The sequence below is a fragment of the Ralstonia sp. A12 genome (assembly GCF_000801955.1).
Taxonomy (GTDB): domain Bacteria; phylum Pseudomonadota; class Gammaproteobacteria; order Burkholderiales; family Burkholderiaceae; genus Ralstonia.
Map to the genome: position 1 here is coordinate 164,444 of NZ_JSZO01000007.1, position 25,168 is coordinate 189,611.

Here is a 25,168-nt window from a genome sequence, read left to right on the forward strand (position 1 = left end):
ATTTTATTGAAAAAACCGCCAGGATGCGAGGCGCCTAATGCACTCACTTGCACGCAACTTGTTTGCGATCAGGTCCGCACACGCACCATGGCCGAGATGCGCTCGGCCGCCGCCTGCAATGGCTCCAGAAACTGCTTGGTCATCTGCTTGGCTGAGGTGCGGTTGGCCTGTCCGCTGATGTTCATGGCGGCGATGATATCGCCCGCCCGGTTGCGGATCGGTGCCGACAGCGAGATCAGCCCTTCCTCCAGTTCCTGGTCAACCAGTGCCCAGCCTTGCTGGCGCACACCGGCAATGACGTCCTTCAATGCATCGACTTCGGTGACGGTGCGTTGCGTACGCGCGCGTCGATCGGATTCGCGCAGCACGATGTCGAGCTTCTCCTCCGGTAGGCCCGACAGCAGCACGCGCCCCATCGACGTACAGAACGCCGGCAGGCGGCTACCAACGGCCAGGTTCAGCGCGATGATCTTCTGCGTCGGCACGCGCAGCACGTAGACGATTTCCGCGCCGTCGAGCACCGAGGCCGAGCAGCTCTCGTGCACCGTCTGCACCAGTTCTTCCATTACCGGTTCGGCGAGGTTCCAGAACGGCATCGAGGTGAGATAGGCGAAACCGAGGTCGAGAATCTTGGGTGTGAGCCGGAAGAGGCGCCCTTCAAAACTGACGTAGCCCAGGCTGACCAGCGTGAGCAGGATGCGGCGGGCGCCTGCGCGCGTGAGTCCGGTTGCTTCGGCAACTTCGGACAGCGTCTGCTCGGGCCGCTCCGCATTGAATGCGCGGATAACGGACAACCCGCGTGCAAAGGATTGCACGTAGGAATCGCTGGGTTTTTCGGTGGGCGGGTCGGTGGACGGCAGGGCGGCGGACATGCAGGGAAGCGAAAGCGGAGTACTGGGCTCAAGACTACTGACAATCCTCGGGTTTCGCTACTCGAACGGCTGATCGCTACGCGTACGCCTTGACACGGCTGGGAGCGGAGGCGTAGATTAGTTCTTGGATCGAACGTGAGTTCGTATAGCGAACAAAAGGGAGCGTGGGCCGGACAGCAAGGGCCCGTGTCGATCCAGTCGTCAATCCGGAGACTCGCAGGCCGCACTTTGCGGCCGGGCCTTTTGCTATGGCCTGGCGATGCTCCGAGCGGCGCCACGCTATCGAAGAAGCGCGGCGCCCCAGCCGGAGAATGTCACGTGATCAACAAGATCTGTCCGTCCGTGGAGGCCGCGCTGGCCGATATCCCGGACGGTGCCACCATCATGATCGGCGGGTTCGGTACCGCTGGCATGCCTTCTGAGCTCATCGACGGGCTCATCGCCCACGGCGCGCGCGATCTCACCATCATCAACAACAACGCCGGCAACGGCGAGACCGGCCTCGCGGCGCTGCTCAAGGCGCGCCGCGTGCGCAAGATCGTCTGCTCGTTCCCGCGCCAGGCCGATTCCTACGTGTTCGACGCGCTCTACCGTGCTGGCGACATCGAGCTGGAGCTGGTGCCGCAAGGCAACCTGGCCGAGCGCATCCGCGCCGCCGGTGCCGGCATCGGCGGCTTCTTCTGCCCGACTGCGTATGGCACGCAATTGGCCGAGGGCAAGGAAACGCGCATCATCGACGGCAAGCCATACGTGTTCGAACTGCCGCTCACTGCTGACTACGCGCTCATCAAGGCCCTGCGCGCAGACCGCTGGGGCAACCTCGTTTATCGCAAGACCGCGCGCAACTTCGGCCCGGTGATGGCCATGGCAGCCAAGTGCACCATCGCGCAAGTGAGCGAGACGGTGGAGCTGGGTGAGCTGGACCCCGAGCACATCGTCACTCCGGGGATTTTCGTCAAGCGCGTCGTGCAGCTTGGCGCCCAACAAGCCGCGAAGGAGGCCGCATGAGCGCCGAAGCGACCACCCAGTTCAAGCGCTGGACGCGCGATCAGATTGCCACCCGTGTGGCGCGCGACATTCCCGATGGCTCGATCGTCAACCTGGGCATCGGCCTGCCGACCCTGGTGGCCAACCAGTTACCGGCCGATCGCGAGATCATCCTGCACACCGAGAATGGCCTGCTCGGTATGGGTCCCGCACCCGCGGCGGGCGATGAGGACGAAGACCTCATCAACGCCGGCAAACAGCCGGTCACCATCAAGCCCGGCGCGTCGTTCTTCCATCACGCCGATTCGTTTGCCATGATGCGAGGCGGCCATCTCGACTACTGCGTGCTCGGCGGCTTCCAGGTGTCCGCTAAGGGCGACCTGGCGAACTGGCACACCGGCGCACCCGACGCGATTCCCGCCGTGGGCGGAGCGATGGATCTGGCCATCGGCGCCAAGCGGGTCTTCGTCATGATGGAGCACCAGACCAAGCAGGGCGACAGCAAGATCGTGCAGTCGTGCACCTACCCGCTGACGGGCATCGGCTGTGTCGATACCATCTACACCGACCTCGCCGTGATCGACATCACGCCCGAGGGGCTGACGGTGCGCGAGATGGCCGACGGCCTCGATTTCGACACGCTGCAGACGCTGACGGCCGCACCGCTTTGTCGTGCGGACGGTCGTGCTTAAAACAGTTATTGGAGACAGAACAATCATGACGCAAGCCTTTATCTGCGACGCCATCCGTACCCCCATCGGCCGCTACGGCGGCAGCTTGTCTTCGGTACGCGCGGATGACCTGGGCGCGGTGCCGCTCAAGGCGCTCATGGCGCGCAACCCGCAGGTCGACTGGTCGGCCATCGACGACGTGATTTTCGGCTGCGCCAACCAGGCCGGCGAAGACAACCGCAACGTGGCGCGCATGTCGTCGCTGCTGGCCGGGCTGCCCGAGGGTGTGCCGGGCTCCACCATCAACCGCCTGTGCGGCTCGGGTATGGATGCGACTGGCACCGCCGCGCGCGCCATCCGTGCCGGTGAAACCTCGCTGATGATCGCCGGCGGCGTGGAGAGCATGAGCCGCGCACCGTTCGTGATGGGCAAGGCCGCCAGCGCTTTCTCGCGCGATGCCGCCATCTACGACACGACGATTGGCTGGCGCTTCATCAACCCGCTGATGAAGGCCCAATACGGCGTCGATTCGATGCCCGAAACCGCCGAGAACGTCGCCACCGACTACAAGGTCAACCGCGAAGACCAGGACCGCTTCGCACTGCGCAGCCAGGCCAACGCTGCGCGCGCGCAGGAAGACGGCACGCTCGCGCAGGAAATCACCTCGGTGACGATCCCGCAGAAGAAGGGCGACGCCATGGTCGTGAGCCGCGACGAGCATCCGCGTGCGACCACCATGGAAGCGCTCGCCAAGCTCAAGGGCGTGGTGCGCCCGGACGGCACCGTCACCGCCGGCAATGCGTCGGGCGTGAATGATGGCGCTTGCGCGCTGCTGCTCGCGAATGAGGAGTCCGCCAAGCGCTTTGGCCTGACGCCGCGCGCGCGCATCGTTGGTATGGCGACTGCCGGCGTGCCGCCGCGCGTGATGGGCATCGGCCCGGCGCCGGCCTCGCAGAAGCTGCTCAAGCAACTCGGCCTGACGATTGATCAGATGGATGTGATCGAGCTGAACGAAGCGTTTGCCGCGCAAGGTCTGGCGGTCACACGTCAGCTTGGCCTGCAGGACGACGACCCGCGCGTCAACCCGAACGGCGGCGCCATCGCATTGGGTCACCCGCTCGGCATGAGCGGCGCGCGCCTGGTGACGACGGCGATGTACCAACTGCATCGCACCGGTGGCCGCTATGCGCTGTGCACGATGTGTATCGGCGTCGGCCAGGGCATTGCGCTGGTGATCGAACGCGTTTGATGCTGCCATGACCAGCGGACTGCTCGATCGCGCTTTCTCCACGCCGGCCATGCTGGCGGTGTGGTCCGATGCGGCCACCGTGCGCGCGATGCTCGATGTGGAGGCGGCGCTGGCGCAGGCCGAAGGTGCGGTCGGCGTGATTCCGGCGGAAGCCGTTGCGCCGATTCGCGCGGTGTGCGCCAAGGTGACGTTGGACTTGGAAGCGCTCGGCAACGCCGCAGCCAGTGCAGGCAACCTCGCCATTCCGCTGGTCAAGCAACTAACTGCCGCCGTCGCGCAGCACGATGAAAACGCCGCGCGCTACGTGCATTGGGGCGCGACCAGCCAGGACATCATCGACACCGGTTTGATGCTGCAGTGGAAGCAATCGGTCGGGTTGATTGAGGCAGATCTGCAAAAGCTTGCAGATGCGCTGGCCGCTTTGGCACAACGCCATCGCAACACGCCGATGGTGGCGCGCACGTGGTTGCAGCAAGCATTGCCGACGACGTTCGGGCGTAAGGTCGCCGGGTGGCTGGAGGCGTTACATCGTGCACAGGATCGTTTTGCTGCGTTGCGTGTGCATGTGCCGGCGCTGCAGTTTGGCGGGGCGGCGGGCACGCTCGCTAGCTTGGGTGAACACGCACGCGCTGTCGCTCAAACGCTGGCGCATGAACTCGATCTGCCGCTGCCGACACTCTCTTGGCATGGCGAGCAGGATCGCGTGGCCGACATTGGCACGACGCTCGCGCTGTTGGTTGGCACGCTTGGCCACTTCGCGCGCGATCTCTCGCTGATGATGCAGACCGAGGTAGGCGAAGTTGCCGAGCCATCGGGTGCAGGCAAGGGTGGTTCTTCCACCATGCCGCACAAGCGCAACCCGGTTGGGTGCGCCACCGTGCTGGCTGCGGCCACGCGCATGCCCGGGTTGGCGAGCACGCTGCTGTCTGCATTGCCGCAGGAGCATGAGCGCGCGCTCGGCGGCTGGCAGGCCCAGTGGGCAACGTTGCGCGAAATGACGTGCCTTGCAGCCGGCGCACTCGATCGCATGTGTGAAATCGTCGAAGGCTTGCATGTTGATGCGACCCGCATGCGTGCCAATCTTGACCTGACGCAAGGCCTCATTCTCGGTGAGGCCGTGATGCTGGCCCTTGGCGCCGATCTTGGCCGCCTGCAAGCCCATCACGTGGTGGAGGCCGCGAGCCGGAAGGCTGTGCAGGACAACACAACACTGCGCGACGTGCTGGCTCAAGACGCCGACGTTCTGCGCATCTGGGGCAGCGCCACGCCACAACGGTTGAACGCACTGCTCGACCCCACTCACTATCTTGGCGATGCGGGCGCCGCCGTCGACCGCGTGCTTGCGGAACACGCCCGCCGTCACCCTTAAGTCCACATTCGCACGACATCCACGGAGACACCATGCCCTGGCTCAAACACGACAACGTCCGCCTGTATCACGAATTCGACGATGGGCCTGCCGCGGGCAAGCCGGTGTTGGTGCTGTCCAACTCGCTGGGTACCAATCTCGGCATGTGGGAGCCGCAGCTCGATGCGCTACGCCAGCACTTCCGCCTGCTGCGTTATGACCAGCGCGGCCACGGTCAGTCGAGCGTGCCCGATGCGCCGTTCGGTGTGGCACAGCTCGGCGGCGATGTGCTCGCGCTGCTGGATCACTACGACATCGAGGTTGCGCTGTTCTGCGGCCTGTCGATGGGCGGCCTGACCGGCCTGTGGCTGGCCGCGTATCACGGCGAGCGCTTCCCGCGCATGGTGGTGACCAACACCGCCGCGCTGATCGGCACGCAGCAAAGCTGGAACACGCGCATCGCCCAGGTGGAGCAGGGCGGTATGGCCAGCGTGACTGAGACAGTGCTGGAGCGCTGGTTCACCCAGGGCTACCGCGATACCAACGCCAGCCGCGTCGACATCGTCAAAGCGATGTTGCTGTCGACGCCCGACGCCGGCTACAACGGCAACTGCGGCGCCATTCGCGATGCGGACTTGCGTGCGCAGTTGCCGAACATTCGCGTGCCGATGCTGGTGATTGGCGGCGCGCACGATATCTCCACGCCCGCCGCGCAGACGAAGCTCATCGCCGATGGTGTGCCGGGTGCACAGTATGTTGAGCTCTCCGCCGGCCACCTCGCCAACTGGGAGCAGGCCGACGGCTATACCGAAGCGCTGGTCAGCTTCCTGACCACTGGCGTCGCTCGCGAGGCCGCCCATGGATGATCGCGAACGCTACGCCGCTGGCATGCAGGTGCGCCGTGCCGTACTGGGCGATGCCCATGTCGACCGCGCCAACGCCAACCAAACCGAACTGACCGCGCCGTTCCAGGACCTCATCACGCGCTATGCCTGGGGCGAAATCTGGACACGCCCCGGCTTGCCGCGCCATACGCGCAGCCTGCTGACGATCGCGATGATGGTCGCGCTGGGCCGCGACGGTGAACTGCGCCTGCACCTGCGCGCCGCCGCTAACAACGGCGTCACGCGCGATGAGATTCAGGAGACGTTGCTGCAGACCGCCATCTACTGCGGCGTGCCAGCAGCCAACCACGCCTTCCACCTTGCGCAGACGGTGTTTTCCGAGATGGATGCAGAAGCCGCGGCAAACAAGGCATAACGCTGTTCAGCCGCGCGCAAGGCGCTACTTCGTGTGCTTGCGCTTGGCCGGCGGGTGACCAGGCTCGCGCCATTCATCGGCTTCGTCATTGAACAGCGATGACACCAGCGTGCGGAACCACTGGCTGCGGGCATCGTTATGGAACTTGCGATGCCAGTGCTGCTTGAGGTCGAAGCTCGGCAATTCCAGCGGCGGCTCCATGACGCGGATGTTGGCGTGCGATTGCATGAACGACAGCCCCACCGCATGCGGCACCGTGGCAATCAGGTCCGTGCGCGCCAGGATGAACGGGATGCTCATGAAGTGCGGCGTGAGCAGCGCGGGCGTACGGCGGATGCGCTTGCGCTCCAGAAAGCGTTCATACAACTCTTGGCTGCGACCTTCCGCGCGCACCACGGCATGGCCGTATTCCAGGAATTGCGTCATCGATAGCTTGGTGTTGCCGCCCCGTGTGACAGGATGATCGGCCCGCACGATGCACGTGAAGTAGTGCGTAAACAGCCGCTGCAGGAAGAAGTTGTTCTTCTTCAGGTCGGGAAAGTAGCCCACCGCTAGGTCCAGCGAGCCGGTTTCCAGCGCACGCTCGATCTGCGCTGGCGGCAGCGATACGGATTGCACCGATGCACGCGGCGCCTGCTTTGCCATCGCCTCGATGATGCGTGGCAGAAACACCATCTCACCCACGTCCGACAGCGCAATCGAAAACAGATGCGTAGTGGTGGCCGGATCGAACACACCCGTCTCCAGAATGCCCTGCTGAACACGCGCCAGCACATCGCGCGCCGCAGGAATCAGCGCCAGTGCACGCGGCGTGGGCTCCATGCCGCGCGAGGTGCGCACGAACAGCGGATCGTCGAATGCTGCACGCAGTTTGGCCAGCGCGGTACTCACGCCTGGCTGGCTCATGCCGAGCTGCTGTGCGGCCATGCTCACACTGCGCGCGTCATGCAGCGCCAGCAGGATCGGCAACAGGTTCAGGTCAAAGTCGGGCAGGGTGGACATCGCAAAACTACTATTTGAATTGGCGATAAAGTTTATCGCCAATATTGCATTGTGCGATATCAGGGTGCACGCCAACAATGGTTGTCAGAACGATTCCAATCCATCTGGAGACAACCACCATGCGCACCCAGGTCGCCATCATCGGCGCGGGCCCAGCAGGCCTTCTGCTCGGACAGCTTCTGCATCGCAACGGCATCGATGCCGTCATCCTCGAAACCAAGAGCCGCGCATACGTGGAAGAGCGCATCCGTGCCGGCGTACTGGAGCAGGGCACGGTCGACGTGCTTAACGAAGCGGGTGTGGGGGAGCGTATGCGCCGCGAAGGGCTGCTGCACCACGGTATCGATCTGCTGTTCGGCGGCAAGCGCCATCGCATTGACCTGACGACGATGTCGGGCGGACGTGCCATCACCGTCTATGGGCAGCACGAAGTGGTGAAGGATCTGATTGCCGCGCGCGTGGAGCAGGGCGCGCCGCTGTTGTTCGACGTGAGTGACGTGTCAGTGCACGACATTGAGTCCGCCACGCCATCGGTACAGTTCGTGCATGACGGCGTGCCGCAGACATTGCACTGCGACTACATCGCCGGTTGCGATGGATTTCACGGCATCTGCCGGCCAGCGATTCCGGCACAGCGCCAGGCCGTGTTCGAGCGCGTCTATCCGTTCGCATGGCTGGGCATTCTGGCCGAGGCCGAACCGGCAGCCGACGAGTTGATCTACGCCAGCCACGACCGCGGCTTCGCGCTGTTCAGCATGCGCTCGCCCAAGATCACGCGGCTCTATCTGCAGTGCAAGCCCGACGAAAATCTGGCGGAATGGTCCGACGCACGCATCTGGGACGAACTCCACACGCGCCTGGAAAACAACGACGGCTGGCATCTCAAAGAAGGCCCGATCCTGCAGAAAAGCGTGACACCGATGCGCAGCTTCGTCTGCGAGACGATGCAGTACGGCCGCCTGTTCCTGGCAGGGGATGCGGCGCACATCGTGCCGCCCACTGGCGCCAAAGGCATGAACCTGGCCGTGGCCGATGTGCGCGTGCTGGCGCAAGCGCTCACTGCACGCTATCGGCAGAACGACGTGGCGCAACTGGCCGGTTATTCAGAGCGTTGCCTGCAGCGCGTCTGGCGTGCGGAGCATTTCTCGTGGTGGATGACGTCGATGTTGCATCGCTTTGACGACCACACGCCGTTCATGCAGCGGCTGCAGCGCGCCGAGTTGGAATACGTGACGACCTCGCCGGCCGCGGCGCGTGTGCTGGCCGAAAACTACGTCGGCCTGCCGTTTGCCGATGCGCCGGCGAGTGCGCTGAGCGCAGTGGGTAACGTCAGTAGTTCCAGGGCGGCGTAGTCGTCGGCTTGGACAGCGCGACACGTGATACCAGTGGACGGAAACCCTGGCCACGCGAGGCGGCGTACACCGTTTGCGGGTTCGGGGCCGTCAGGGCGTAGTCGATCGTGAAGACAGGCAGGCCGCCCTTGCAGTGCTTCTGCAGTTGCGCAATGGTCCACTGCGTGTCTTCGAGCGATACGCTCTGATCGGTGCCGTTCGGGTCGCTCCAGTTTGCACCGGCGTCGCCGCCAAACCACGTGTCTTCCTGCGAAATCGCATCGAGATTGGGCAGCAGGTTGGCCGCACCAACCGCGTCGATCAGCTCCGGCGCATTCTGCTGGATCACCGCGAACTGCGGGTTGATCGCGCGACCTGCCGCTCGGATCCTGGCGATGAAATCCACCATTGCCTTGGCCGGATTCACACCGGCCTTCTTGGCTGCGGCTGCCACCTTTGCGTTGGCGTAGCCCTCCACCCAATCCAGGTACACGCCGTCAAACCCCTCGCGCGCGAGTTGCGCCACCGCGCCGTTGGGACCCAGCCACAGGTCTTGCCAACGCTGGTCCCAATACGCCACCGGGTAGTCATCCTTCCAGCCGTCGGGGTCTGCCATCAGGATGAAATCGGGGGTGCCGGGCTTGGTGGTGGTTGGCGGTCTCCAGCCGTTCCAGTACGTACGGAAGCTCTCTGCCTGGCCAATATCGATGTAGGCAATCACCTTGCGCGGTGAGCCATCGGGCTTGGTGCGCAGGCGCGTGACCATGCCGGCTGTATTGAATGTCTCCTGGCCCTTGACCGTGTTACCGGCTTCAACGACGACCATGTCGTACGGTTGGGCATCGAGTGCATCGATCTGTGCGTCTGTCTGAAGGTCCTGCAGTTGGTACATCCACGTTTGCACGCCCGCAAGCGGTGACGTGCTATTCGCGCCGCACAGGGTGTCGGCTTTGGTCGGTGCCGGCGCCTTGGCGTTAGGGGCAGTGGTTGTGGGGGCAGCCATGGCGGATTGGATGGATAGAGTACTGCCGCCATCGCCGCCTCCACAGGCGGAGAGCATGATGGCAGAGCAAGCGAGTGCGAGAGAGGTGTTGGACAGTCGCATGATTGGTCTTGAGAGAGTGGGACGACCTGAATGGAATGCTGCGGTCCTGCGTGCCCAATCTGCGGCAAACGTGAAACGTTTGCGAAGAGCACGGCGAGCACGCTAGCACAGGCCTGTGCCCAATATCCCCACGAAAGAGGGGGGGCGCCCTGAAAGTTCTTAAGAACAGGTTTCGATCCGCGTGCCAGAGCGGATCGGGCCCCGCTTGCAAGCCCCCAACAGAGGTAGATCAAAGGTTGGCGGCGCTTTCATCGCCACGCAAAGTGCGCGGGTGTATAGTCGGACAGCACTCGACGTTCAAGAAGGGGGCATTTGCGATGGACACTTCGCCGGCGGGCCAATACAAAGGCTTCGACATTTATCCGTTGGCTTTCCAGCACGAACGCACGGCACGCTGGCCCGAGGCCCGAGAGGACCGCAGCTACAACGCCGCCGTGATGATCTGCAGAGCAGGGGAGTCGCCCGAGCCAGGGCAGACCCAGGTATTCCGCCTGTCGGGGGAGCAACAGTTCAGCAACGTGGGTGATGCGCGCGTGGCAGCCTTGCGCTTTGCTGAGAGCATCATCGACGGCGACGTGCCCGACCTGTCACTGGCGGTTGACAAGGTCTGAAGCGTTCCCGCGCGCGCCCGTGATAGAATAGCGGGCGAATCCGGCTTGCCGCCGGGCCTGTCATGGCCCGTGCAGCCGAGTCCAGCACCGGGGTTCCCCCCGCGTCGAGCCGGGCGGCGCGCATCAGCGACCGCCACCCATTCCTCGCTTGCACTAAACGTACGAAACGAGGCGCGCGCCACTGGCGGGCGCAACCTGCGTTGGGTGCAACTCGGTACCCCCCAAGCCCGCTGTGCGGGCCGATGATCGCGGCGATGCCGCTGCATGCCCACTACACTAGGCGTGCGGCGTGGTTCGGGTGGGTCATCACACTATTGCAACCATTGACGCAGCCGTGTGCTGCATACAAAGGAACGAGTTTGGCTAAGGAAGAACTGATTGAATTTGAAGGGGTGGTCTCCGAAGCACTGCCCGACAATCGTTTTCGCGTGCAACTGGAAAACGGCGTGGAAATCTGGGCATATGCCTCGGGCAAGATGCAGAAGCACCGCATCCGCATCTTGGCGGGTGACCGCGTGAAGCTGGAAATGTCGCCGTACGACCTCACGAAGGGTCGCATCAACTATCGGCACAAGTAACGCACATATAAAGCAGTAAAGCGCCCAGCACGACACATAAGAGACCGCGAGCACGCATGGCCCGCGGTTTTTTCTTTCGCCAATCGTTAGCGATCGTTAATTTTCATGGCCGTGTCACCTGGATGGGGTAGTATCACCCCCGGTCACTGACGGGGGGAAACGCAGTCAGTGATCAACTGAAGTGCAGGGCTTTTCATCTCGTCAAGCCACGCCTCGCCCTTGAAGTTTGGGGTGAGCGCGCGCCAGCTGTACCAGTCCTCAAATAAGCGCACGGCTCGCCGATCATTTCGGCAGAGACCTCCAATCGCGCATTCAATCCGCCGACCGGGGCGTCATCTGACGCTCGCACCCGTTCGGTGCTCAGTGTGTCAATCGAGTCACACCACATCGAGATACCGCACAGGTAGGACGGCGCTTGTCCATCGAAATCTGGGCGTAACGTTTTTTGCGTCCGAGGGAATAGAAATCACAATGTTGGAAACCACAAAAGCAGCACAGAGCGTGGCGCGCGCGAGCCGGCGCGTCATGGTAGGCCTGATGGCAGCAGCAGCGCTGACGGGTCTGGGTATGCAAACCGCCTCGGCGCAGGCCACGCGCCCGAAGGCACCCATTTACGGCGTCACGCTGGACGACGTCAGCAACATCAATGCGATCGTGGCGTCGCTCACGCACCTGCCGTACAAGCCGACCGTGCGCGTGGTGTTCGATCCGGGCACAACCGCCGCTGAGTACTACCCTGCACTCGTCAAGCTCCATGCCGTCGCCTACGTGATGGGTGAGATCATGGACTCGTACTACTTCCCGACCGATCTGCAGACGTACACGGCACGCACCAATGAACTGGTGGGCGGCCTGAAGAACGTCGTGGACGTGTGGGAAATCGCCAACGAGATCAACGGCGAATGGCTGCGTCCGGACCTGAGCGGCCCGAACTCGGTCGCCGCGCCTGAAGAGCAGGCCATCGGCAACATGGTGGCTGCCGCGCACGACATCGTCAAAGCTGCTGGTGGTCTGACCGCCGTGACGATGTACTACAACGACGACGGCAAGGGCACCAACTGCTACGAGCTGCCGATGGACTCGTGGCGCACCTGGGCGCAGACCTACCTGCCCGCACGTGTGCGCCAAGGTGCGGACTACGCGCTGTTCAGCTACTACCCGTACCAGGACTGCCCGGGCCTGAACCCGACGTGGACCAACGACTTCAAGCTGCTGGAGTCCATCTTCCCGGTGGCGAAGGTGGGCTTCGGCGAGATCGGCACGTCCAGCACGCGCGCTCCGCTGTCGGTGCAGCAGAACCTGATCAAGTCGTACTACCCGATGGGCACCACCTCGATGGCCGCGGACCCGCGCTTCATCGGCGGTTACTTCTGGTGGAACTACGTCGAGCAGATGCTGCCGTACAGCACCAGCTCGTACTGGAGCCTGCTGAACAACACCATCAAGCCGCTGGCGGCACCGCAATAAGAAGCAGAAGCTGTTGCGCCTACGTCAGAAGGGGGCGTGCTTGGCCGGCTGAGGTTTCGGCCTCCCGGCCAACAAAAAACCCGCGCAGCGTGAGCTGGCGCGGGTTTTTTTATGGGCGGATGAAACCTAGCCGCGCGAGGCGAGGTAGGCACCGAACTCTTCGGCGACTTCCTTGTGCTTGAGCGCGAATTCCACCGTGGCCTTCAGGTAGCCCAGCTTGCTGCCGCAGTCGTAGCGCACGCCCTTGTAGCGATACGCCAGCACTTGCTCGGCCGACAGCAGCGACTGGATCGCGTCCGTCAGTTGCAGCTCGCCGCCCGCACCCGGCTTGATGTTGCGGATGTGGTCAAAGATGCGCGGCGTGAGCACATAGCGGCCCACCACGCCCAGGTTGGACGGTGCGTTTTCCGGTGCCGGTTTCTCGACGATGCCCGACATCTTGATGATGCTGCCGTCTTCTTCCCACGGGCGGCCGTCGACCACACCGTACGAACGGCTCTGCTCACGCGCAATCTCTTCCACGCCCAGCACCGAGCAGTTGTAGTGATCGTAGTGATCGACCATTTGCTTCATGACGGGTGGCGTGCCGTCGAGCAAGTCGTCCGCCAGGATGACCGCAAACGGCGCATCGCCGACCAGCTTTTCGGCGCACAGCACGGCGTGGCCCAGGCCCAGCGCTTCGGGCTGGCGCACGTAGAAGCAATCCACGTTCGACGGCTTGATCGAGCGCACCACTTCCAGAAGCGCGGTCTTTTGCTTGGCCTCGAGCTCGGCCTCCAGCTCGTAAGCCTTGTCGAAGTGGTCTTCGATGGCGCGCTTGCTACGGCCCGTCACAAAGATCATCTCGGTAATGCCGGCGGCCATGGCTTCTTCCACGGCGTACTGGATCAGCGGCTTGTCCACCACCGGCAGCATTTCCTTCGGGCTGGCCTTGGTGGCCGGCAGGAAGCGGGTTCCCAGTCCCGCGACGGGGAAGACGGCTTTGGTAACGCGTTGCATCGTGGTTTCCTTGACGATTTAATTCTGCACCCGTGTGCTCAGGCTGCCTGCATCGGCAGGCGTGCAATCTGGGCTTCCAGTTTGGCGAGCGTGGCCTTGAAATCCGCCAGACGCTTCTGTTCTTGTTCCACCACCGCTGCCGGCGCGCGAGCGACAAACGATTCGTTGCCGAGCTTGCCTTCGCACTTGGTGATCTCGCCACGCAGGCGGTCGATTTCCTTCGACAGGCGTGCGTGTTCCGCAGCCACGTCGATCTCGATCTTCAGCAGCAGCTTGTTCTCGCCGACGATGGCGACCGGGGCGCCGGCACCGTCTTGCTCCATGGCGGCGGCATCTGTGTAGACCTTCACCTCCGACAGTTTGCCCAGCGCCTGCACGTACGGGGCGGCCACCTGCAGGAACTCGGCGTCGCCGTTGGCATATAGCGGCACGCGTTGTGCGGGGGAGATGTTCATCTCGCCGCGCAGGTTACGGCACGCGTCAACCAGGGCCTTCAACTGCTGCACCCATTGCTCGGCCTGCTCGTCGATCTTGGTGAGCACGGCGCGCGGGTATTCCTGCAGCGCGAGGCTTTCAGTGCCGTCGCCCTTGGCGCGGCCGGCCATCGGCGCAACCTTCTGCCAGAGTTCTTCGGTAATGAACGGGATGATCGGGTGCGCCAGGCGCAGCACGGTTTCCAGCACGCGCAAGAGCGTGCGGCGCGTGGCGCGCTGCTGGGCGAGCGTGCCGGTCTGGATCTGCACCTTGGCGAGTTCCAGGTACCAGTCGCAGTACTCGTCCCAGACGAACTTGTAGATGGCGCTGGCGATGTTGTCGAAGCGGTAGTCAGCAAAGCCTTTCTCGACTTCGGCTTCCACGCGCTGCAGCAGCGAGACGATCCAGCGGTCGGCCTGCGAGAAGTGCAGATAGCCTTCGGGGCCGCAATCACCGACGCATTCCTGCATGCCGCAGTCCTGGCCTTCGGTGTTCATCAGCACGAAGCGTGTGGCGTTCCAGAGCTTGTTGCAGAAGTTGCGGTAGCCCTCACAGCGGCTCGGGTCGAAGTTGATGCTGCGACCCAGCGTGGCGAGCGAAGCGAAGGTGAAGCGCAGTGCGTCGGCGCCGAAGGCCGGAATGCCTTCCGGGAATTCCTTGCGTGTGCGGTTCTCGACCTTGGGCGCATCCTTCGGGCGGCGCAGGCCGGTGGTGCGCTTGGCGAGCAGCGGGTCGAGAGCGATGCCGTCGATCAGGTCGACCGGGTCCAGCGTGTTGCCTTCGGACTTGCTCATCTTCTTGCCTTCCGAATCGCGCACCAGGCCGTGCACGTAGACGGTGTGGAAGGGCACTTCGCCGGTGAAGTGCAGGGTCATCATGACCATGCGCGCCACCCAGAAGAAGATGATGTCGTAGCCCGTCACCAGTACGGTGGAGGGCAGGAAGTGGGTAAGCTCTGGCGTGTCGGCCGGCCAGCCCAGCGACGAGAACGGCACCAGCGCCGACGAGAACCACGTGTCGAGCACGTCGTCGTCACGGGTGAGCGCGCCGGTATAACCCTTGGCCGTAGCTTGCGCGCGGGCTTCCTCTTCCGTGCGGCCCACGTAGACGTTGCCGGCGTCGTCGTACCACGCCGGAATTTGGTGGCCCCACCACAGTTGGCGCGAGATGCACCAGTCCTGGATGTTGTTCAGCCACTGGTTGTATGTGTTGACCCACTGCTCGGGCACCAGCTTGATCTTGCCGCTCTGCACGGCGTCCAGCGCCACTTCGGCAATGGAACGGCCAGGGAAGCGCGTGCCTTCCGGCGCCGGCTTACTCATGGCAACGAACCACTGGTCGGTCAGCATCGGCTCGATCACGACGCCAGTACGGTCACCGCGCGGCACCATCAGCGTGTGCTTCTTCACCTCGGCCAGCAGGCCTTGCGCTTCGAGGTCGGCGACCATCTTCTTGCGCGCGTCGAAGCGGTCCATGCCTGCGTACGCGGCCGGAGCATCGGCGACGATCTTCGCGTCGAGCGTCAGGATCGACAACTGCGGCAGCTTGTGGCGCTGGCCCACCGCGTAGTCGTTGAAGTCGTGGCCCGGGGTCACCTTGACCACGCCGGTGCCGAACTCGCGGTCGACATACTCGTCGGCGATCACCGGGATCTGGCGATCGGTCAGCGGCAGTTGAACGAACTTGCCGATCAGGTGGGCATAGCGCTCATCTTCCGGATGCACCATCACGGCCGTGTCGCCTAGCATCGTCTCGGGGCGGGTGGTGGCGACCGTCAGGTGGGTCAGACCGCGCACCGTGTCCGCCTCAGCTAGCGGATAGCGGATGTGCCACAGCGAGCCTTCTTCCTCTTCGCTCACCACTTCCAGGTCGGACACGGCGGTGCCGAGCACCGGATCCCAGTTGACCAGACGCTTGCCGCGGTAGATCAAGCCCTGCTCATACAGGCGCACGAACACGTCGCTGACGGCGCGCGACATCTTCGGGTCCATCGTGAAGTATTCGCGTTCCCAGTCGATCGAGGCGCCCATGCGGCGCACCTGGCGCGTGATGGTCGAGCCCGATTGCTCCTTCCATTCCCACACCTTCTCGACGAACTTCTCGCGGCCCATGTCGTGGCGCGAGACGCCTTGCGCATCCAGCTGGCGCTCGACGACGATCTGCGTGGCGATGCCGGCGTGGTCCGTGCCCGGCACCCACAGCGTGTTGGCGCCCGACATGCGCGCGTGGCGCGTCAGGCCGTCCATGATGGTCTGGTTGAACGCGTGGCCCATGTGCAGCGTGCCCGTCACGTTCGGCGGCGGGAGCTGGATACAGAAATCCGGCTTGCCGGCTTCGAGCGTCGCACGGGATACGCCCATTGCTTCCCACGCTGCGCTCCACTTCTGCTCGATGGTGGCGGGTTCGAAACTCTTGGCGAGGGACTGGTTTTGATCGGTCATGCTGACTGGGGGCGCAAATCCGCGCAAAAAGACGTTTGGCCCGGGAAAAATGCTGGGCGAAAGCTTGGAATTATACGACTTGTCAGTGTCACCCACGGGCGAGGCGAGGGAGGGCGCCGGTATAATTTCGGGATTCTGCTAAGGCTTCCCCCGCATGTCCGACCTGCTCGCCAATCTGAACCCCGAACAACGCGCTGCCATCACGCTTCCGGATGAATCGGCGCTGATCCTGGCGGGGGCGGGCAGCGGCAAGACGCGCGTGCTGACCACCCGCATCGCCTGGCTGATCCAGAGCGCGCGCGTGTCGCCGTCGGGTGTGCTCGCCGTCACGTTTACCAACAAGGCGGCCAAGGAGATGACGGCGCGCCTGCAGGCCATGCTGCCGATCAACACGCGCGCCATGTGGATCGGCACGTTCCACGGCCTGTGCAACCGGTTGCTGCGGGCACACTACCGTGATGCCGGCCTGCCGCAGACCTTCCAGATCCTGGATACGCAGGACCAGCTTTCCGCCGTCAAGCGCCTGCTCAAGTCGCTCAACATCGACGACGAGAAATTCCCGCCCAAGAACGTCCAGTACTTCATCAACGGGGCCAAGGAGCAGGGCCTGCGCGCGGGCGATCTGGAAATCGCCAACGAATTCGACCGCCGCATGGCGGACCTCTACGCCGCTTACGATGCGCAGTGCCAGCGCGAAGGCGTGGTCGACTTTGCTGAACTGCTGCTGCGCTGCTACGAGCTGCTGCGCTACAACGACGCCATTCGCGCGCACTATCAGCGCCGCTTCAAGCACATCCTGGTCGACGAGTTTCAGGATACGAACAAGCTGCAGTACGCCTGGCTGAAGATCCTCGCCGCTCTGGGCGAGCCCGGCGTTACGCCCAACGCCATCTTCGCAGTGGGGGATGACGACCAGAGCATCTACGCGTTTCGTGGCGCCAACGTCGGCAATATGGTCGACTTCGAGCGCGAATTCCGCGTCGAGCATCGGATCAAGCTGGAGCAGAACTACCGCTCGCACGGTAACATTCTCGACACCGCCAACCATCTGATCTCGCACAACTCGCGCCGCCTGGGCAAGAACCTGCGCACGGACGCCGGCCACGGCGAACTGGTGCGCGTCTACCAGGCCGCCACGGATGGCCAGGAGGCAGGCTGGATCGTCGATGAGATCCGCGACCGTATCGCCACCGGTATGTCGCGTTCGGAAATTGCCATCCTGTACCGCAGCAACGCGCAGTCACGGGTGATCGAGCATGCGCTGTTCTCGGCCGGCATTGCCTACAAGGTGTACGGTGGCCTGCGCTTCTTCGAGCGCGCGGAAATCAAGCACGCGTTGGCGTACATCCAATTGCTGGAGAACCTGGACAACGATGCCGCATTCGGCCGCGTCGTGAACTTCCCGGCGCGTGGCGTCGGGGCGCGTTCGCTGGAGCTATTGCAGGATGCCGCCAAGCTGTATGGCATTTCGCTGGCGGCTTCGGTGCCGTACCTGACGGGCGCGGCGGGCACCAAGCTCTCGGCGTTCGTGCGCCTGATTGAGCAGATGCGCGCCGACACGCGCCAGATGACGCTGCCGGAGATTGTTCAGCACGTGATCCATGCCAGCGGCCTCATCACGCATTACCAAGGCGAGAAGGAAGGCCAGGACCGCATCGAGAACTTGCAGGAATTGGTAACCGCCGCCCAGGCCTTCGTTGCCGAAGAGGGCTACGGCGTGGACGCGATCGCCACCGCATTGCCGGTGCGCCACGACGCGATGATCCGCATCGAAGGTGGTGAGATTGATACCGTCTCCGAGCTCGTCACCGACGAAACGCCGGCGGAAATGACGCCGCTGGTCGCGTTCCTCACGCACGCCTCGCTGGAGGCCGGTGACAACCAGGCCCAGGCTGGCCAGGACGCGGTGCAAATGATGACCGTGCACGCCGCCAAGGGGCTGGAGTTCCACGTCGTCTTCATCACCGGGCTGGAAGAGGGTTTGTTCCCGCACGAAAACAGCCAGATGGAGAAGGATGGCCTGGAGGAAGAACGTCGCCTGATGTATGTGGCCATCACGCGGGCGCGCGAGCGGTTGTACCTCTCGTTCGCGCAAAGCCGTGTGCTGCATGGCCAGATTCGCTATCACATCCGCTCACGCTTCTTTGATGAGCTGCCCGAAGACACGCTGAAGTGGCTCACGCCGCAGCAATCCGGCTACACCGCCACGCGGCGTACGCAAGGCGAAAGCGCGTGGGGCAATGATTGGTTCAAGCGCCCGCAGCGCGGCGACGAAGAGTCCTACACCGGCACGCGCCCGACTGGCGGCATGGACACCGGCAAGAACTACGCTGATGCCAAGCGCGCGGAGGCAACGGGCTTCCGCGTCGGCCAATCGGTGTTCCACAACAAGTTCGGGGAAGGCGTCATCACGACGCTGGAAGGCGAGGGCGCCGATGCGCGCGCCAGCATCAAGTTCAACCGCCACGGCGTGAAGGTGCTGGCGCTCGGCGTCGCCAAGCTGGACCCGATCAACTGAGCATCGATCGGGTCGGTGTGCAGGTCAGGCCGTCGTGTCGGTGGTCTGGCCGGCGGCTTGCGTCACGTTGAAGCAGCCGCGGTAGGTGGCGTAAAACGAGCAATACAGTACCGCCATCACCAGGATCCGATACGGCGTGGCGATGATCGGGGCGATGTTATTGGCGCCGCTCGAAGCGAATGCTGCGTCGATGAACAGTGGTATCGCGATCAACAGGATCCCGACCAGTGCCCCGTACAGGATGAACGCCGCGCGGTTGCGCCAGACAGCCATCCAGCTGAAGAACAACGCCTTGCCCACCGGAATGCCGTGCCAGGCCACCAGCAGCGGTGCAAACCAGAACAGCACCGCCACCGGGATATACAGCACCGCGCCCATCACCATCGTCAGGTACAGCTCGCGGATGGCTTCGGTGGTGGGTGGCTTGTCGCTGAACACGGCCATGAGCGTGTCGGTATCCACCATCGTCATCAGAATGCCGCTGACAACAAGCACTAGCACACCATAGATGCCGCCGAGTTTGAGCAGGCCGCGCAGCGCATCTTTGCCGTAGGAGCGAAAGCCCGCGACAAGCGAGGCCGGCCCGACGCGCTTGCCCGCCACCGTATCGCGGCACGCCGACATGAAGCCCACGTAGATGGCCGGGTTGACCAGCAGGATGGCAAACACGCCGACGGGCGGCACCAGCAGCATCAGCAGGTTGACGGCAAACAGGTAGATGAACAGCAGCAGCAAAAACCCGATCGGGTTCTTGCGGAACAGCCACGCACCCTGGCGCAGCCAGACGTAGCCTTGCTTACCGGAGACTTCGATCAGTTGCATTGTTCAGGAATGTCCAGAGTCAGCCCAGTTGCCTGCACGCGCTCGCGCAGCACGCGCTCGAAGTGGGTCGGGTCGTGCGGCTTGAGCAGTTCGGCATCGCGCGGCAGGTAGAAATCCCACAGGCGCGACACCCAGAAACGATAGGCCGCGGCACGCAGCATGTCTTGCCAGTGCCGCGTTTCGGCATCGGTGAAAGGGCGTACTGCGTGATAGGCATGCAGCATGGCGCGCACGCGCTCAGTGTCCAGTACGCCGGTGGCGAGATCGATACACCAGTCGTTGACGGTCACCGCCACGTCGAACAGCCATTTGTCGACGCCGGCAAAGTAGAAGTCGAAGAAGCCGCCCAGGCGCTCCGGCTGGCCAGCGGTGGCCGGCTCGAACAGCACGTTGTCGCGGAACAGGTCGCAATGGCACGGGCCCTCCGGCAGCGCCGCATAGTCTGCGCTGGCGAAGAAGCGTTGCTGATGCGCGAGTTCGTTCTCCAGGAGCGCGCGCGTGTCGCCGTGCACGAAGGGCACCACGTCGGGCACCACTTCGTTCCACCACGGCAGGCTGCGCAGGTTCGGCTGGTGGCGCGGGTAGTCACGCCCGGCCAGGTGCATGCGGGCCAGCATATCGCCCACGATGGCGCACTCGGATACCGTCGGTGCCAGGTTGGAGCGACCCGCCAGGCGCGTGACGATGGTGGCCGGCTTGCCGTTGAGCGTGCGCAGGATCTCGCCGTCACGACCGGGAATCGGCGCGGGCACGCTGATGCTGTGCTGCGCCAGATGCTGCATCAGGTACAGATAGAACGGCAGTTGTTCGAACGTCAGGCGCTCGAACAGCGTGACCACGAATTCGTGCGTCTGCCCGTCTTTCTCGGTGGTCAGAAAGAAGTTGGAGTTTTCGATCCCGGAGGGGATGCCGCGAAACGCGCGGACGGCGCCCACATCGTATTGATCCAGCCAGAGAGCGATCTCGGCGTCGGAGACCGGGGTGAAAACAGCCATGCTTCAGAAATGGGAAACGGGTGGAAGGAGGTGGCGCGGCAAACAGGTATCGCCGCGCCGGTGCGCTTCGTGGGCGCGGGAATTCAGAACTTCAGGACGTTGACCGAGGGCACGCGGTCAATGTCGCCGCGCTCGCGGATACGCGGCGAGCTGTCTTCAGGTTTGCTCAGGTTGTAGGACGTGCCCATGCCCGATTTGACATGGATGTCCGGCGCCTGGCCTTTCTGGAAGCGGTATTCCTCGACCTGCGTGCCGTCATTGTCGCGGTATTCGAAGCTCGGCTTGACCGTTTCGTGGTGGATCGAGCCGTGGGTCGGCTTGGACAGCGGCTGGTTGTTGATGGCCTTGACGTCCGGCAAGTCCAGGCCGGCGCTGTCCTGCGTCACTTCGGCGTGCACGCTGGGGGTGACGGTTAGGCCCAAGCAGAGGGCAGCACCTGCGGCCAGCCCCACGTGGCGCATCAGGCGCGCGGCGGCGGCAAAACGGCGGGCGGCAGGCGGGTGAAACAGCGAATCCATGATGGACTCCAGCGAGTGATCCGGGACCCTACATTCTAGCAGTCCGGCCATCCCGCCATCGTCCATCCGGATGGCGCTGAATGTCACAGGTAGAACATCTCTTCCTTGGGCGGAATCGGCGAGGTGCCTTCGCGCTTTTCGTAGAACTCGTAGACGGCGTCGAGCGCGTCTTTGGGCTCATCGACGATGCGCATGATGTCGAGATCGTGCTCGGCAATCAGGCCCATCGGCAGCAGCGTGAAGCGGAACCAATCCAGCAGGCCCTTCCAGAAGTGGCTGCCGAACATGACCACCGGCACGCTGCGCGATTTGCCGGTCTGCACGAGCGTCAGCACCTCAGCCAGTTCATCGAGCGTGCCGAAACCGCCAGGCATGACGATAAAGGCGTCCGAGTTCTTCACGAAGGTGACCTTGCGCGTGAAGAAATGGCGGAAGCGCATCGAGATGTCCTGATACGGATTGCCCTGTTGCTCGTGCGGCAGTTCGATGTTCAGACCCACGCTGGCCGACTTGCCCGCGTGCGCACCCTTGTTGGCCGCTTCCATGATGCCGGGGCCGCCGCCGGAGATGACGGCGAAGCCCGCATCTGAGAACAGCCGGGCGATTTCGATGGTGCGATCGTAGTACGGCGAATCCTCGCGCAGGCGCGCGCTGCCGTAGATCGAGACGGCCGGACGGATCTCCGAGAGGTACTCCGTCGCCTCGATGAACTCTGCCATAATCGTGAACATCTGCCAGGAGGCGCGCGCTTTCTTTGCGGTAGCGCGTTCCTCGTCGGCGAGTGCCCGCAGGCTGGGGATCATCTTGCGGTCGGTGCGGCCGTGCGCAGTGTCGGACTTGGTGGAGGCAATCTCCACCGTGCGGTCCTCGCCCACCGTCACGTTGACGTCCATATCAGCCGCGGCGCTGTTTGCCGATACGCCAGCAGCCTGCTTCGCCACGCCGCCTTCAGCGGAAGCGCCATTGTTGGAAACGCCTTCGGGCGTTCCAGTCACATTAGAGTCCATGGGAATGTCGGAAAGTCAAGAAACGCTGTTGCTCGTCGATGGCTCGAGTTATCTGTACCGTGCTTATCACGCACTGCCCGACTTGCGTAATGGAGAAGGGTTTCCTACGGGGGCCATCTACGGCATCGTCAACATGCTGCGCAAACTGCGCAGCGACTACCCGGCCAAGTATAGCGCTTGCATTTTCGACGCTAAAGGCAAGACGTTCCGCGACGACCTGTATCCCGCCTATAAAGAGCATCGCGCGCCCATGCCGGACGACTTGCGAGCGCAGATCGAACCGATCCACGAAGCCGTGCGCGCACTGGGCTGGCCCATCCTGGTGGTCGACGGCGTAGAGGCCGATGATGTGATCGGCACCCTGGCCGAACGGGCGACACGGGAAGGTGTTCGAACCATCGTCTCGACCGGCGACAAGGATCTTGCGCAACTCGTGAACGACCACGTCACGCTGGTCAACACGATGACCAACGAGACGCTCGACCCGGCCGGTGTGCAGGCCAAGTTTGGCGTGCCGCCCGAGCGCATCGTTGACTATCTCTCGCTGATCGGCGACACGGTGGACAACGTGCCGGGCGTGCCCAAGGTGGGCCCGAAGACCGCCGTGAAATGGCTGACTGAATTTGGCACGCTCGATAACGTCATGGCGCGCGCGGGGGAGATCAAGGGCGTGGTGGGCGACAACCTGCGCAACACGCTCGAATGGCTGCCCAAGGGCCGCGAGTTGCTGACCGTGAAGCTCGACTGCGATCTGTCCAAGGACGTGCCGAACTTCGACGCGCTGATTGACGGCGGCGAGGATAAGAGCGAGTTGGCCGATTTCTTTGGCCGCTACGGCTTCAAGACCTGGCTGCGCGAGGCAACCGGCGAAGCACTGCCCGACACGCGCAGCGTGGGTGCCGCGCGCAAGGCGGCCACGCCGGTCAAGAACTACGCTGGCGAAGCCGTTGCACAACAACAGGCCCAGGCCAGCCTGTTCGACGTGGAAGCACCGCCCGAGGCGGTCAAGTACGAGACCGTCACCACGGAGGCGCAACTCGAATCGTGGATGCAACGGCTGGATGAAGCCGACCTTGTCTGCATCGATACCGAGACGACGTCGATTGATCCGATGCTCGCGCAACTGGTCGGCATTTCGCTGTCGGTTACGCCGGGGCAGGCGTGCTACATCCCGGTCGCGCACCGTGGGCCGGATGTGGCTGGGCTGGATGCCGCCGCGCAACTCTCGCGCGACGCTGTGCTCGCCCGAATGAAGATCTGGCTGGAAGACGATGCGTCGAAGAAGGTCGGTCAGCACTTGAAATACGACGCGCACGTGTTTGCCAACCACGGCATTGCGCTGCGCGGTATTCAACACGACACGATGCTGCAATCCTACGTGCTCGAATCGCACCGCAACCACGGCATGGATGCGCTGGCCGAACGTGTGCTGCGCCTGAAGACCATCACCTACGAAGAGGTGTGCGGCAAGGGCGCCTCGCAGATCGGCTTTGATGAAGTGCCGCTCGATCGCGCTACCGAATACGCAGCTGAAGATGCTGACATCACGTTGCGCCTGCACCGTGCGCTGTATCCGAAAGTGGCCGAGGACGACAAGCTGGACTATGTCTACGAGCAGATCGAAATGCCCACCTCCATCGTGCTGCAGAAGATGGAGCGCAACGGCGTGCTGGTCGACGGCGAGCGGCTGGCCAGGCAGAGCAACGAAATTGGCCTGCGCCTGGTCGACCTCGAAGCCGAGGCCCACAAGCTGGCAGGTCAGCCGTTCAACCTGAATTCACCCAAGCAGATCGGCGAAATCTTCTTCAACCAGTTGAAGCTGCCGATCATCAAGAAGACCGCCAGTGGCGCGCCGTCGACCGACGAAGAGGTGCTGCAGAAGCTGGCGGAGGACTACCCGCTGCCGAAGCTGCTGCTCGACTACCGGGGCCTGGCCAAGCTCAAGTCCACGTACACCGACAAGCTGCCGAAGATGGTGAACCCGAACACTGGCCGGGTGCACACCACCTATGGTCAGGCGACGGCGGTGACGGGGCGCCTGGCTTCGACCGATCCGAACCTGCAGAACATTCCGGTGCGTACGGAAGAAGGGCGGCGCATCCGCGAAGCCTTCATCGCGCCGGAAGGCAGCGTGATCGTCTCGGCTGACTACTCACAAATCGAGCTGCGCATCATGGCGCATCTGTCGCAGGACGACGGCCTGATGCGTGCGTTCCAGGAAGGCCAGGACGTGCACCGTGCCACAGCAGCCGAGGTGTTCAACGTGACGCCGCTGGAGGTTACCGCCGACCAGCGCCGTGTTGCCAAGGTCATCAACTTTGGTCTGATCTACGGCATGAGCGCGTTCGGGCTGGCGAGCAACCTGGGCATTGGCCGCGACGCCGCCAAGCTCTATATCGACCGCTACTTCGCGCGCTATCCAGGCGCCGCGCGCTACATGGATGAAACGCGCCAGACCGCACGCGAGCGCGGCTACGTGGAAACCGTCTTCGGCCGCCGCCTGTGGCTGCCCGATATCAACGGCGGCAACGGCCCGCGCCGTCAGGCGGCCGAGCGCGCTGCCATCAACGCACCCATGCAAGGCACTGCAGCAGACCTCATCAAGCTGTCGATGCTGGCCGTGCAAGGCTGGCTGGAAGCCGAAGCCATGCGCTCGCGCCTGGTCATGCAGGTGCACGATGAGCTGGTGTTGGAGGTGCCGCAGGACGAGTTGGCCGTGGTGCGCGAGCGCCTGCCTGAACTCATGTGCGGCGTAGCGTCGCTGCGTGTGCCGCTGGTGGCCGAAGTGGGTGTCGGCGCCAACTGGGAAGAAGCCCACTGATGCACTGACTGCCTAACCGCGCCACAAGGTGTGGGGCGGCTTTCCTTGCCAAGGCAGGCTGCGGATGGCCGTAGCATGCGCATTCAATGATC

General features: G+C 63.6%; 21 protein-coding genes. 12 read left to right on the top strand and 9 right to left on the bottom strand.

What is annotated here, in order from left to right:
- Positions 1 to 68: 68 nt before the first annotated feature.
- On the bottom strand, positions 69 to 872 hold the full coding sequence (locus tag PI87_RS10885; RefSeq protein WP_442965471.1) for an IclR family transcriptional regulator: 804 nt from the start codon (positions 870 to 872) through the stop codon (positions 69 to 71).
- A 318-nt stretch (positions 873 to 1,190) separates the two neighbouring features.
- Here PI87_RS10885 and PI87_RS10890 point away from each other — a divergent pair, with 318 nt between their 5' ends.
- The 6 genes from PI87_RS10890 to pcaC are packed head-to-tail and all read left to right on the top strand — an operon-like array spanning position 1,191 to position 6,387.
- Positions 1,191 to 1,880, top strand: a complete 690-nt coding sequence (locus PI87_RS10890) for a 3-oxoacid CoA-transferase subunit A (RefSeq protein ID WP_039597719.1) — start codon at positions 1,191 to 1,193, stop codon at positions 1,878 to 1,880.
- Positions 1,877 to 2,551 carry a CoA transferase subunit B gene (locus tag PI87_RS10895; RefSeq protein ID WP_039597720.1) on the top strand — a complete coding sequence of 225 codons (675 nt, stop codon included), beginning with the start codon at positions 1,877 to 1,879 and terminating at the stop codon, positions 2,549 to 2,551. Before PI87_RS10890 ends, PI87_RS10895 begins: the two co-directional genes overlap by 4 nt.
- A 25-nt stretch (positions 2,552 to 2,576) precedes the next feature.
- The gene (gene pcaF, locus PI87_RS10900; protein ID WP_039597721.1) at positions 2,577 to 3,779 is read left to right on the top strand and encodes a 3-oxoadipyl-CoA thiolase; all 1,203 of its coding nucleotides are present in this window, start codon (positions 2,577 to 2,579) and stop codon (positions 3,777 to 3,779) included.
- A 7-nt stretch (positions 3,780 to 3,786) separates the two neighbouring features.
- On the top strand, positions 3,787 to 5,148 hold the full coding sequence (locus tag PI87_RS10905) for a 3-carboxy-cis,cis-muconate cycloisomerase (protein ID WP_039597722.1): 1,362 nt from the start codon (positions 3,787 to 3,789) through the stop codon (positions 5,146 to 5,148).
- Positions 5,149 to 5,180: 32 nt separating this feature from the next.
- Positions 5,181 to 5,993, top strand: coding sequence for a 3-oxoadipate enol-lactonase (pcaD, locus tag PI87_RS10910; protein ID WP_039597723.1), 813 nt, complete (start codon positions 5,181 to 5,183; stop codon positions 5,991 to 5,993).
- On the top strand, positions 5,986 to 6,387 hold the full coding sequence (gene pcaC / locus PI87_RS10915) for a 4-carboxymuconolactone decarboxylase (RefSeq protein WP_039597724.1): 402 nt from the start codon (positions 5,986 to 5,988) through the stop codon (positions 6,385 to 6,387). Before pcaD ends, pcaC begins: the two co-directional genes overlap by 8 nt.
- 24 nt (positions 6,388 to 6,411) lie before the next feature.
- Here the strand turns inward: pcaC and PI87_RS10920 are convergent, their stop codons facing one another.
- Positions 6,412 to 7,389, bottom strand: coding sequence for a LysR family transcriptional regulator (locus PI87_RS10920; protein ID WP_039597725.1), 978 nt, complete (start codon positions 7,387 to 7,389; stop codon positions 6,412 to 6,414).
- 119 nt (positions 7,390 to 7,508) lie between these two features.
- On the opposite strand from PI87_RS10920, the gene pobA reads away from it, so the two are divergent.
- Complete coding sequence (gene pobA / locus PI87_RS10925; RefSeq protein ID WP_039597726.1) at positions 7,509 to 8,741, top strand: 4-hydroxybenzoate 3-monooxygenase; 1,233 nt, start codon at positions 7,509 to 7,511, stop codon at positions 8,739 to 8,741.
- Here the strand turns inward: pobA and PI87_RS10930 are convergent.
- Positions 8,719 to 9,825, bottom strand: a complete 1,107-nt coding sequence (locus PI87_RS10930) for an endo alpha-1,4 polygalactosaminidase (RefSeq protein WP_039597727.1) — start codon at positions 9,823 to 9,825, stop codon at positions 8,719 to 8,721. The genes pobA and PI87_RS10930 overlap by 23 nt on opposite strands.
- A 317-nt stretch (positions 9,826 to 10,142) precedes the next feature.
- On the opposite strand from PI87_RS10930, the gene PI87_RS10935 reads away from it, so the two are divergent.
- From PI87_RS10935 to PI87_RS10945, 3 genes are all read left to right on the top strand, one after another.
- Positions 10,143 to 10,436 (top strand): hypothetical protein, encoded by a 294-nt coding sequence (locus PI87_RS10935; protein ID WP_039597728.1) that lies wholly within the window; start codon positions 10,143 to 10,145, stop codon positions 10,434 to 10,436.
- Positions 10,437 to 10,795: 359 nt separating this feature from the next.
- Positions 10,796 to 11,014 (top strand): translation initiation factor IF-1, encoded by a 219-nt coding sequence (gene infA, locus PI87_RS10940; protein ID WP_004631109.1) that lies wholly within the window; start codon positions 10,796 to 10,798, stop codon positions 11,012 to 11,014.
- Positions 11,015 to 11,485: 471 nt separating this feature from the next.
- Entirely contained in the window at positions 11,486 to 12,481 is a 996-nt protein-coding gene (locus tag PI87_RS10945) for a hypothetical protein (RefSeq protein ID WP_039597729.1), read from the top strand.
- A gap of 126 nt (positions 12,482 to 12,607) precedes the next feature.
- On the opposite strand, the gene galU is transcribed toward PI87_RS10945, so the two are convergent.
- Both galU and PI87_RS10955 read right to left on the bottom strand, forming a co-directional pair.
- A complete protein-coding gene (galU, locus tag PI87_RS10950; protein ID WP_039597730.1) occupies positions 12,608 to 13,480 on the bottom strand; it encodes a UTP--glucose-1-phosphate uridylyltransferase GalU in 873 nt (290 codons plus the stop codon).
- Positions 13,481 to 13,518: 38 nt separating this feature from the next.
- Entirely contained in the window at positions 13,519 to 16,395 is a 2,877-nt protein-coding gene (locus tag PI87_RS10955) for a valine--tRNA ligase (protein WP_039597731.1), read from the bottom strand.
- Between the two features lie 154 nt (positions 16,396 to 16,549).
- On the opposite strand from PI87_RS10955, the gene PI87_RS10960 reads away from it, so the two are divergent.
- Positions 16,550 to 18,913 carry a UvrD-helicase domain-containing protein gene (locus PI87_RS10960; protein WP_039597732.1) on the top strand — a complete coding sequence of 788 codons (2,364 nt, stop codon included), beginning with the start codon at positions 16,550 to 16,552 and terminating at the stop codon, positions 18,911 to 18,913.
- A 24-nt stretch (positions 18,914 to 18,937) separates the two neighbouring features.
- Here the strand turns inward: PI87_RS10960 and PI87_RS10965 are convergent, their stop codons facing one another.
- The 4 genes from PI87_RS10965 to PI87_RS10980 form a co-directional block, all read right to left on the bottom strand.
- Positions 18,938 to 19,735, bottom strand: a complete 798-nt coding sequence (locus PI87_RS10965) for a BPSS1780 family membrane protein (RefSeq protein WP_039597733.1) — start codon at positions 19,733 to 19,735, stop codon at positions 18,938 to 18,940.
- Positions 19,726 to 20,730, bottom strand: coding sequence for a homoserine kinase (locus PI87_RS10970; protein WP_039597734.1), 1,005 nt, complete (start codon positions 20,728 to 20,730; stop codon positions 19,726 to 19,728). Before PI87_RS10970 ends, PI87_RS10965 begins: the two co-directional genes overlap by 10 nt.
- Before the next feature lie 83 nt (positions 20,731 to 20,813).
- The gene (locus PI87_RS10975; protein ID WP_039597735.1) at positions 20,814 to 21,248 is read right to left on the bottom strand and encodes a hypothetical protein; all 435 of its coding nucleotides are present in this window, start codon (positions 21,246 to 21,248) and stop codon (positions 20,814 to 20,816) included.
- Between the two features lie 83 nt (positions 21,249 to 21,331).
- Positions 21,332 to 22,255: a TIGR00730 family Rossman fold protein gene (locus PI87_RS10980; protein WP_039597736.1), complete on the bottom strand. Its 924-nt coding sequence runs from the start codon at positions 22,253 to 22,255 to the stop codon at positions 21,332 to 21,334.
- 4 nt (positions 22,256 to 22,259) lie between these two features.
- On the opposite strand from PI87_RS10980, the gene polA reads away from it, so the two are divergent.
- Positions 22,260 to 25,076, top strand: a complete 2,817-nt coding sequence (gene polA / locus PI87_RS10985; protein ID WP_039597908.1) for a DNA polymerase I — start codon at positions 22,260 to 22,262, stop codon at positions 25,074 to 25,076.
- Positions 25,077 to 25,168 lie beyond the last annotated feature (92 nt).

Excerpts from the sequence above, each read along its gene's own strand:
- pcaD (WP_039597723.1), top strand. The coding sequence starts at position 5,181 with ATGCCCTGGCTCAAACACGACAACGTCCGCCTGTATCACGAATTCGAC.
- PI87_RS10965 (WP_039597733.1), bottom strand. The coding sequence starts at position 19,735 with ATGCAACTGATCGAAGTCTCCGGTAAGCAAGGCTACGTCTGGCTGCGC.
- polA (WP_039597908.1), top strand. The coding sequence starts at position 22,260 with ATGTCGGAAAGTCAAGAAACGCTGTTGCTCGTCGATGGCTCGAGTTAT.
- PI87_RS10945 (WP_039597729.1), top strand. The coding sequence starts at position 11,486 with ATGTTGGAAACCACAAAAGCAGCACAGAGCGTGGCGCGCGCGAGCCGG.
- PI87_RS10970 (WP_039597734.1), bottom strand. The coding sequence starts at position 20,730 with ATGGCTGTTTTCACCCCGGTCTCCGACGCCGAGATCGCTCTCTGGCTG.
- PI87_RS10935 (WP_039597728.1), top strand. The coding sequence starts at position 10,143 with ATGGACACTTCGCCGGCGGGCCAATACAAAGGCTTCGACATTTATCCG.
- PI87_RS10895 (WP_039597720.1), top strand. The coding sequence starts at position 1,877 with ATGAGCGCCGAAGCGACCACCCAGTTCAAGCGCTGGACGCGCGATCAG.
- PI87_RS10960 (WP_039597732.1), top strand. The coding sequence starts at position 16,550 with ATGTCCGACCTGCTCGCCAATCTGAACCCCGAACAACGCGCTGCCATC.
- pcaC (WP_039597724.1), top strand. The coding sequence starts at position 5,986 with ATGGATGATCGCGAACGCTACGCCGCTGGCATGCAGGTGCGCCGTGCC.
- PI87_RS10885 (WP_442965471.1), bottom strand. The coding sequence starts at position 872 with ATGTCCGCCGCCCTGCCGTCCACCGACCCGCCCACCGAAAAACCCAGC.
- PI87_RS10975 (WP_039597735.1), bottom strand. The coding sequence starts at position 21,248 with ATGGATTCGCTGTTTCACCCGCCTGCCGCCCGCCGTTTTGCCGCCGCC.
- pcaF (WP_039597721.1), top strand. The coding sequence starts at position 2,577 with ATGACGCAAGCCTTTATCTGCGACGCCATCCGTACCCCCATCGGCCGC.
- PI87_RS10905 (WP_039597722.1), top strand. The coding sequence starts at position 3,787 with ATGACCAGCGGACTGCTCGATCGCGCTTTCTCCACGCCGGCCATGCTG.
- PI87_RS10920 (WP_039597725.1), bottom strand. The coding sequence starts at position 7,389 with ATGTCCACCCTGCCCGACTTTGACCTGAACCTGTTGCCGATCCTGCTG.
- PI87_RS10980 (WP_039597736.1), bottom strand. The coding sequence starts at position 22,255 with ATGGACTCTAATGTGACTGGAACGCCCGAAGGCGTTTCCAACAATGGC.
- PI87_RS10930 (WP_039597727.1), bottom strand. The coding sequence starts at position 9,825 with ATGCGACTGTCCAACACCTCTCTCGCACTCGCTTGCTCTGCCATCATG.
- pobA (WP_039597726.1), top strand. The coding sequence starts at position 7,509 with ATGCGCACCCAGGTCGCCATCATCGGCGCGGGCCCAGCAGGCCTTCTG.
- PI87_RS10955 (WP_039597731.1), bottom strand. The coding sequence starts at position 16,395 with ATGACCGATCAAAACCAGTCCCTCGCCAAGAGTTTCGAACCCGCCACC.
- galU (WP_039597730.1), bottom strand. The coding sequence starts at position 13,480 with ATGCAACGCGTTACCAAAGCCGTCTTCCCCGTCGCGGGACTGGGAACC.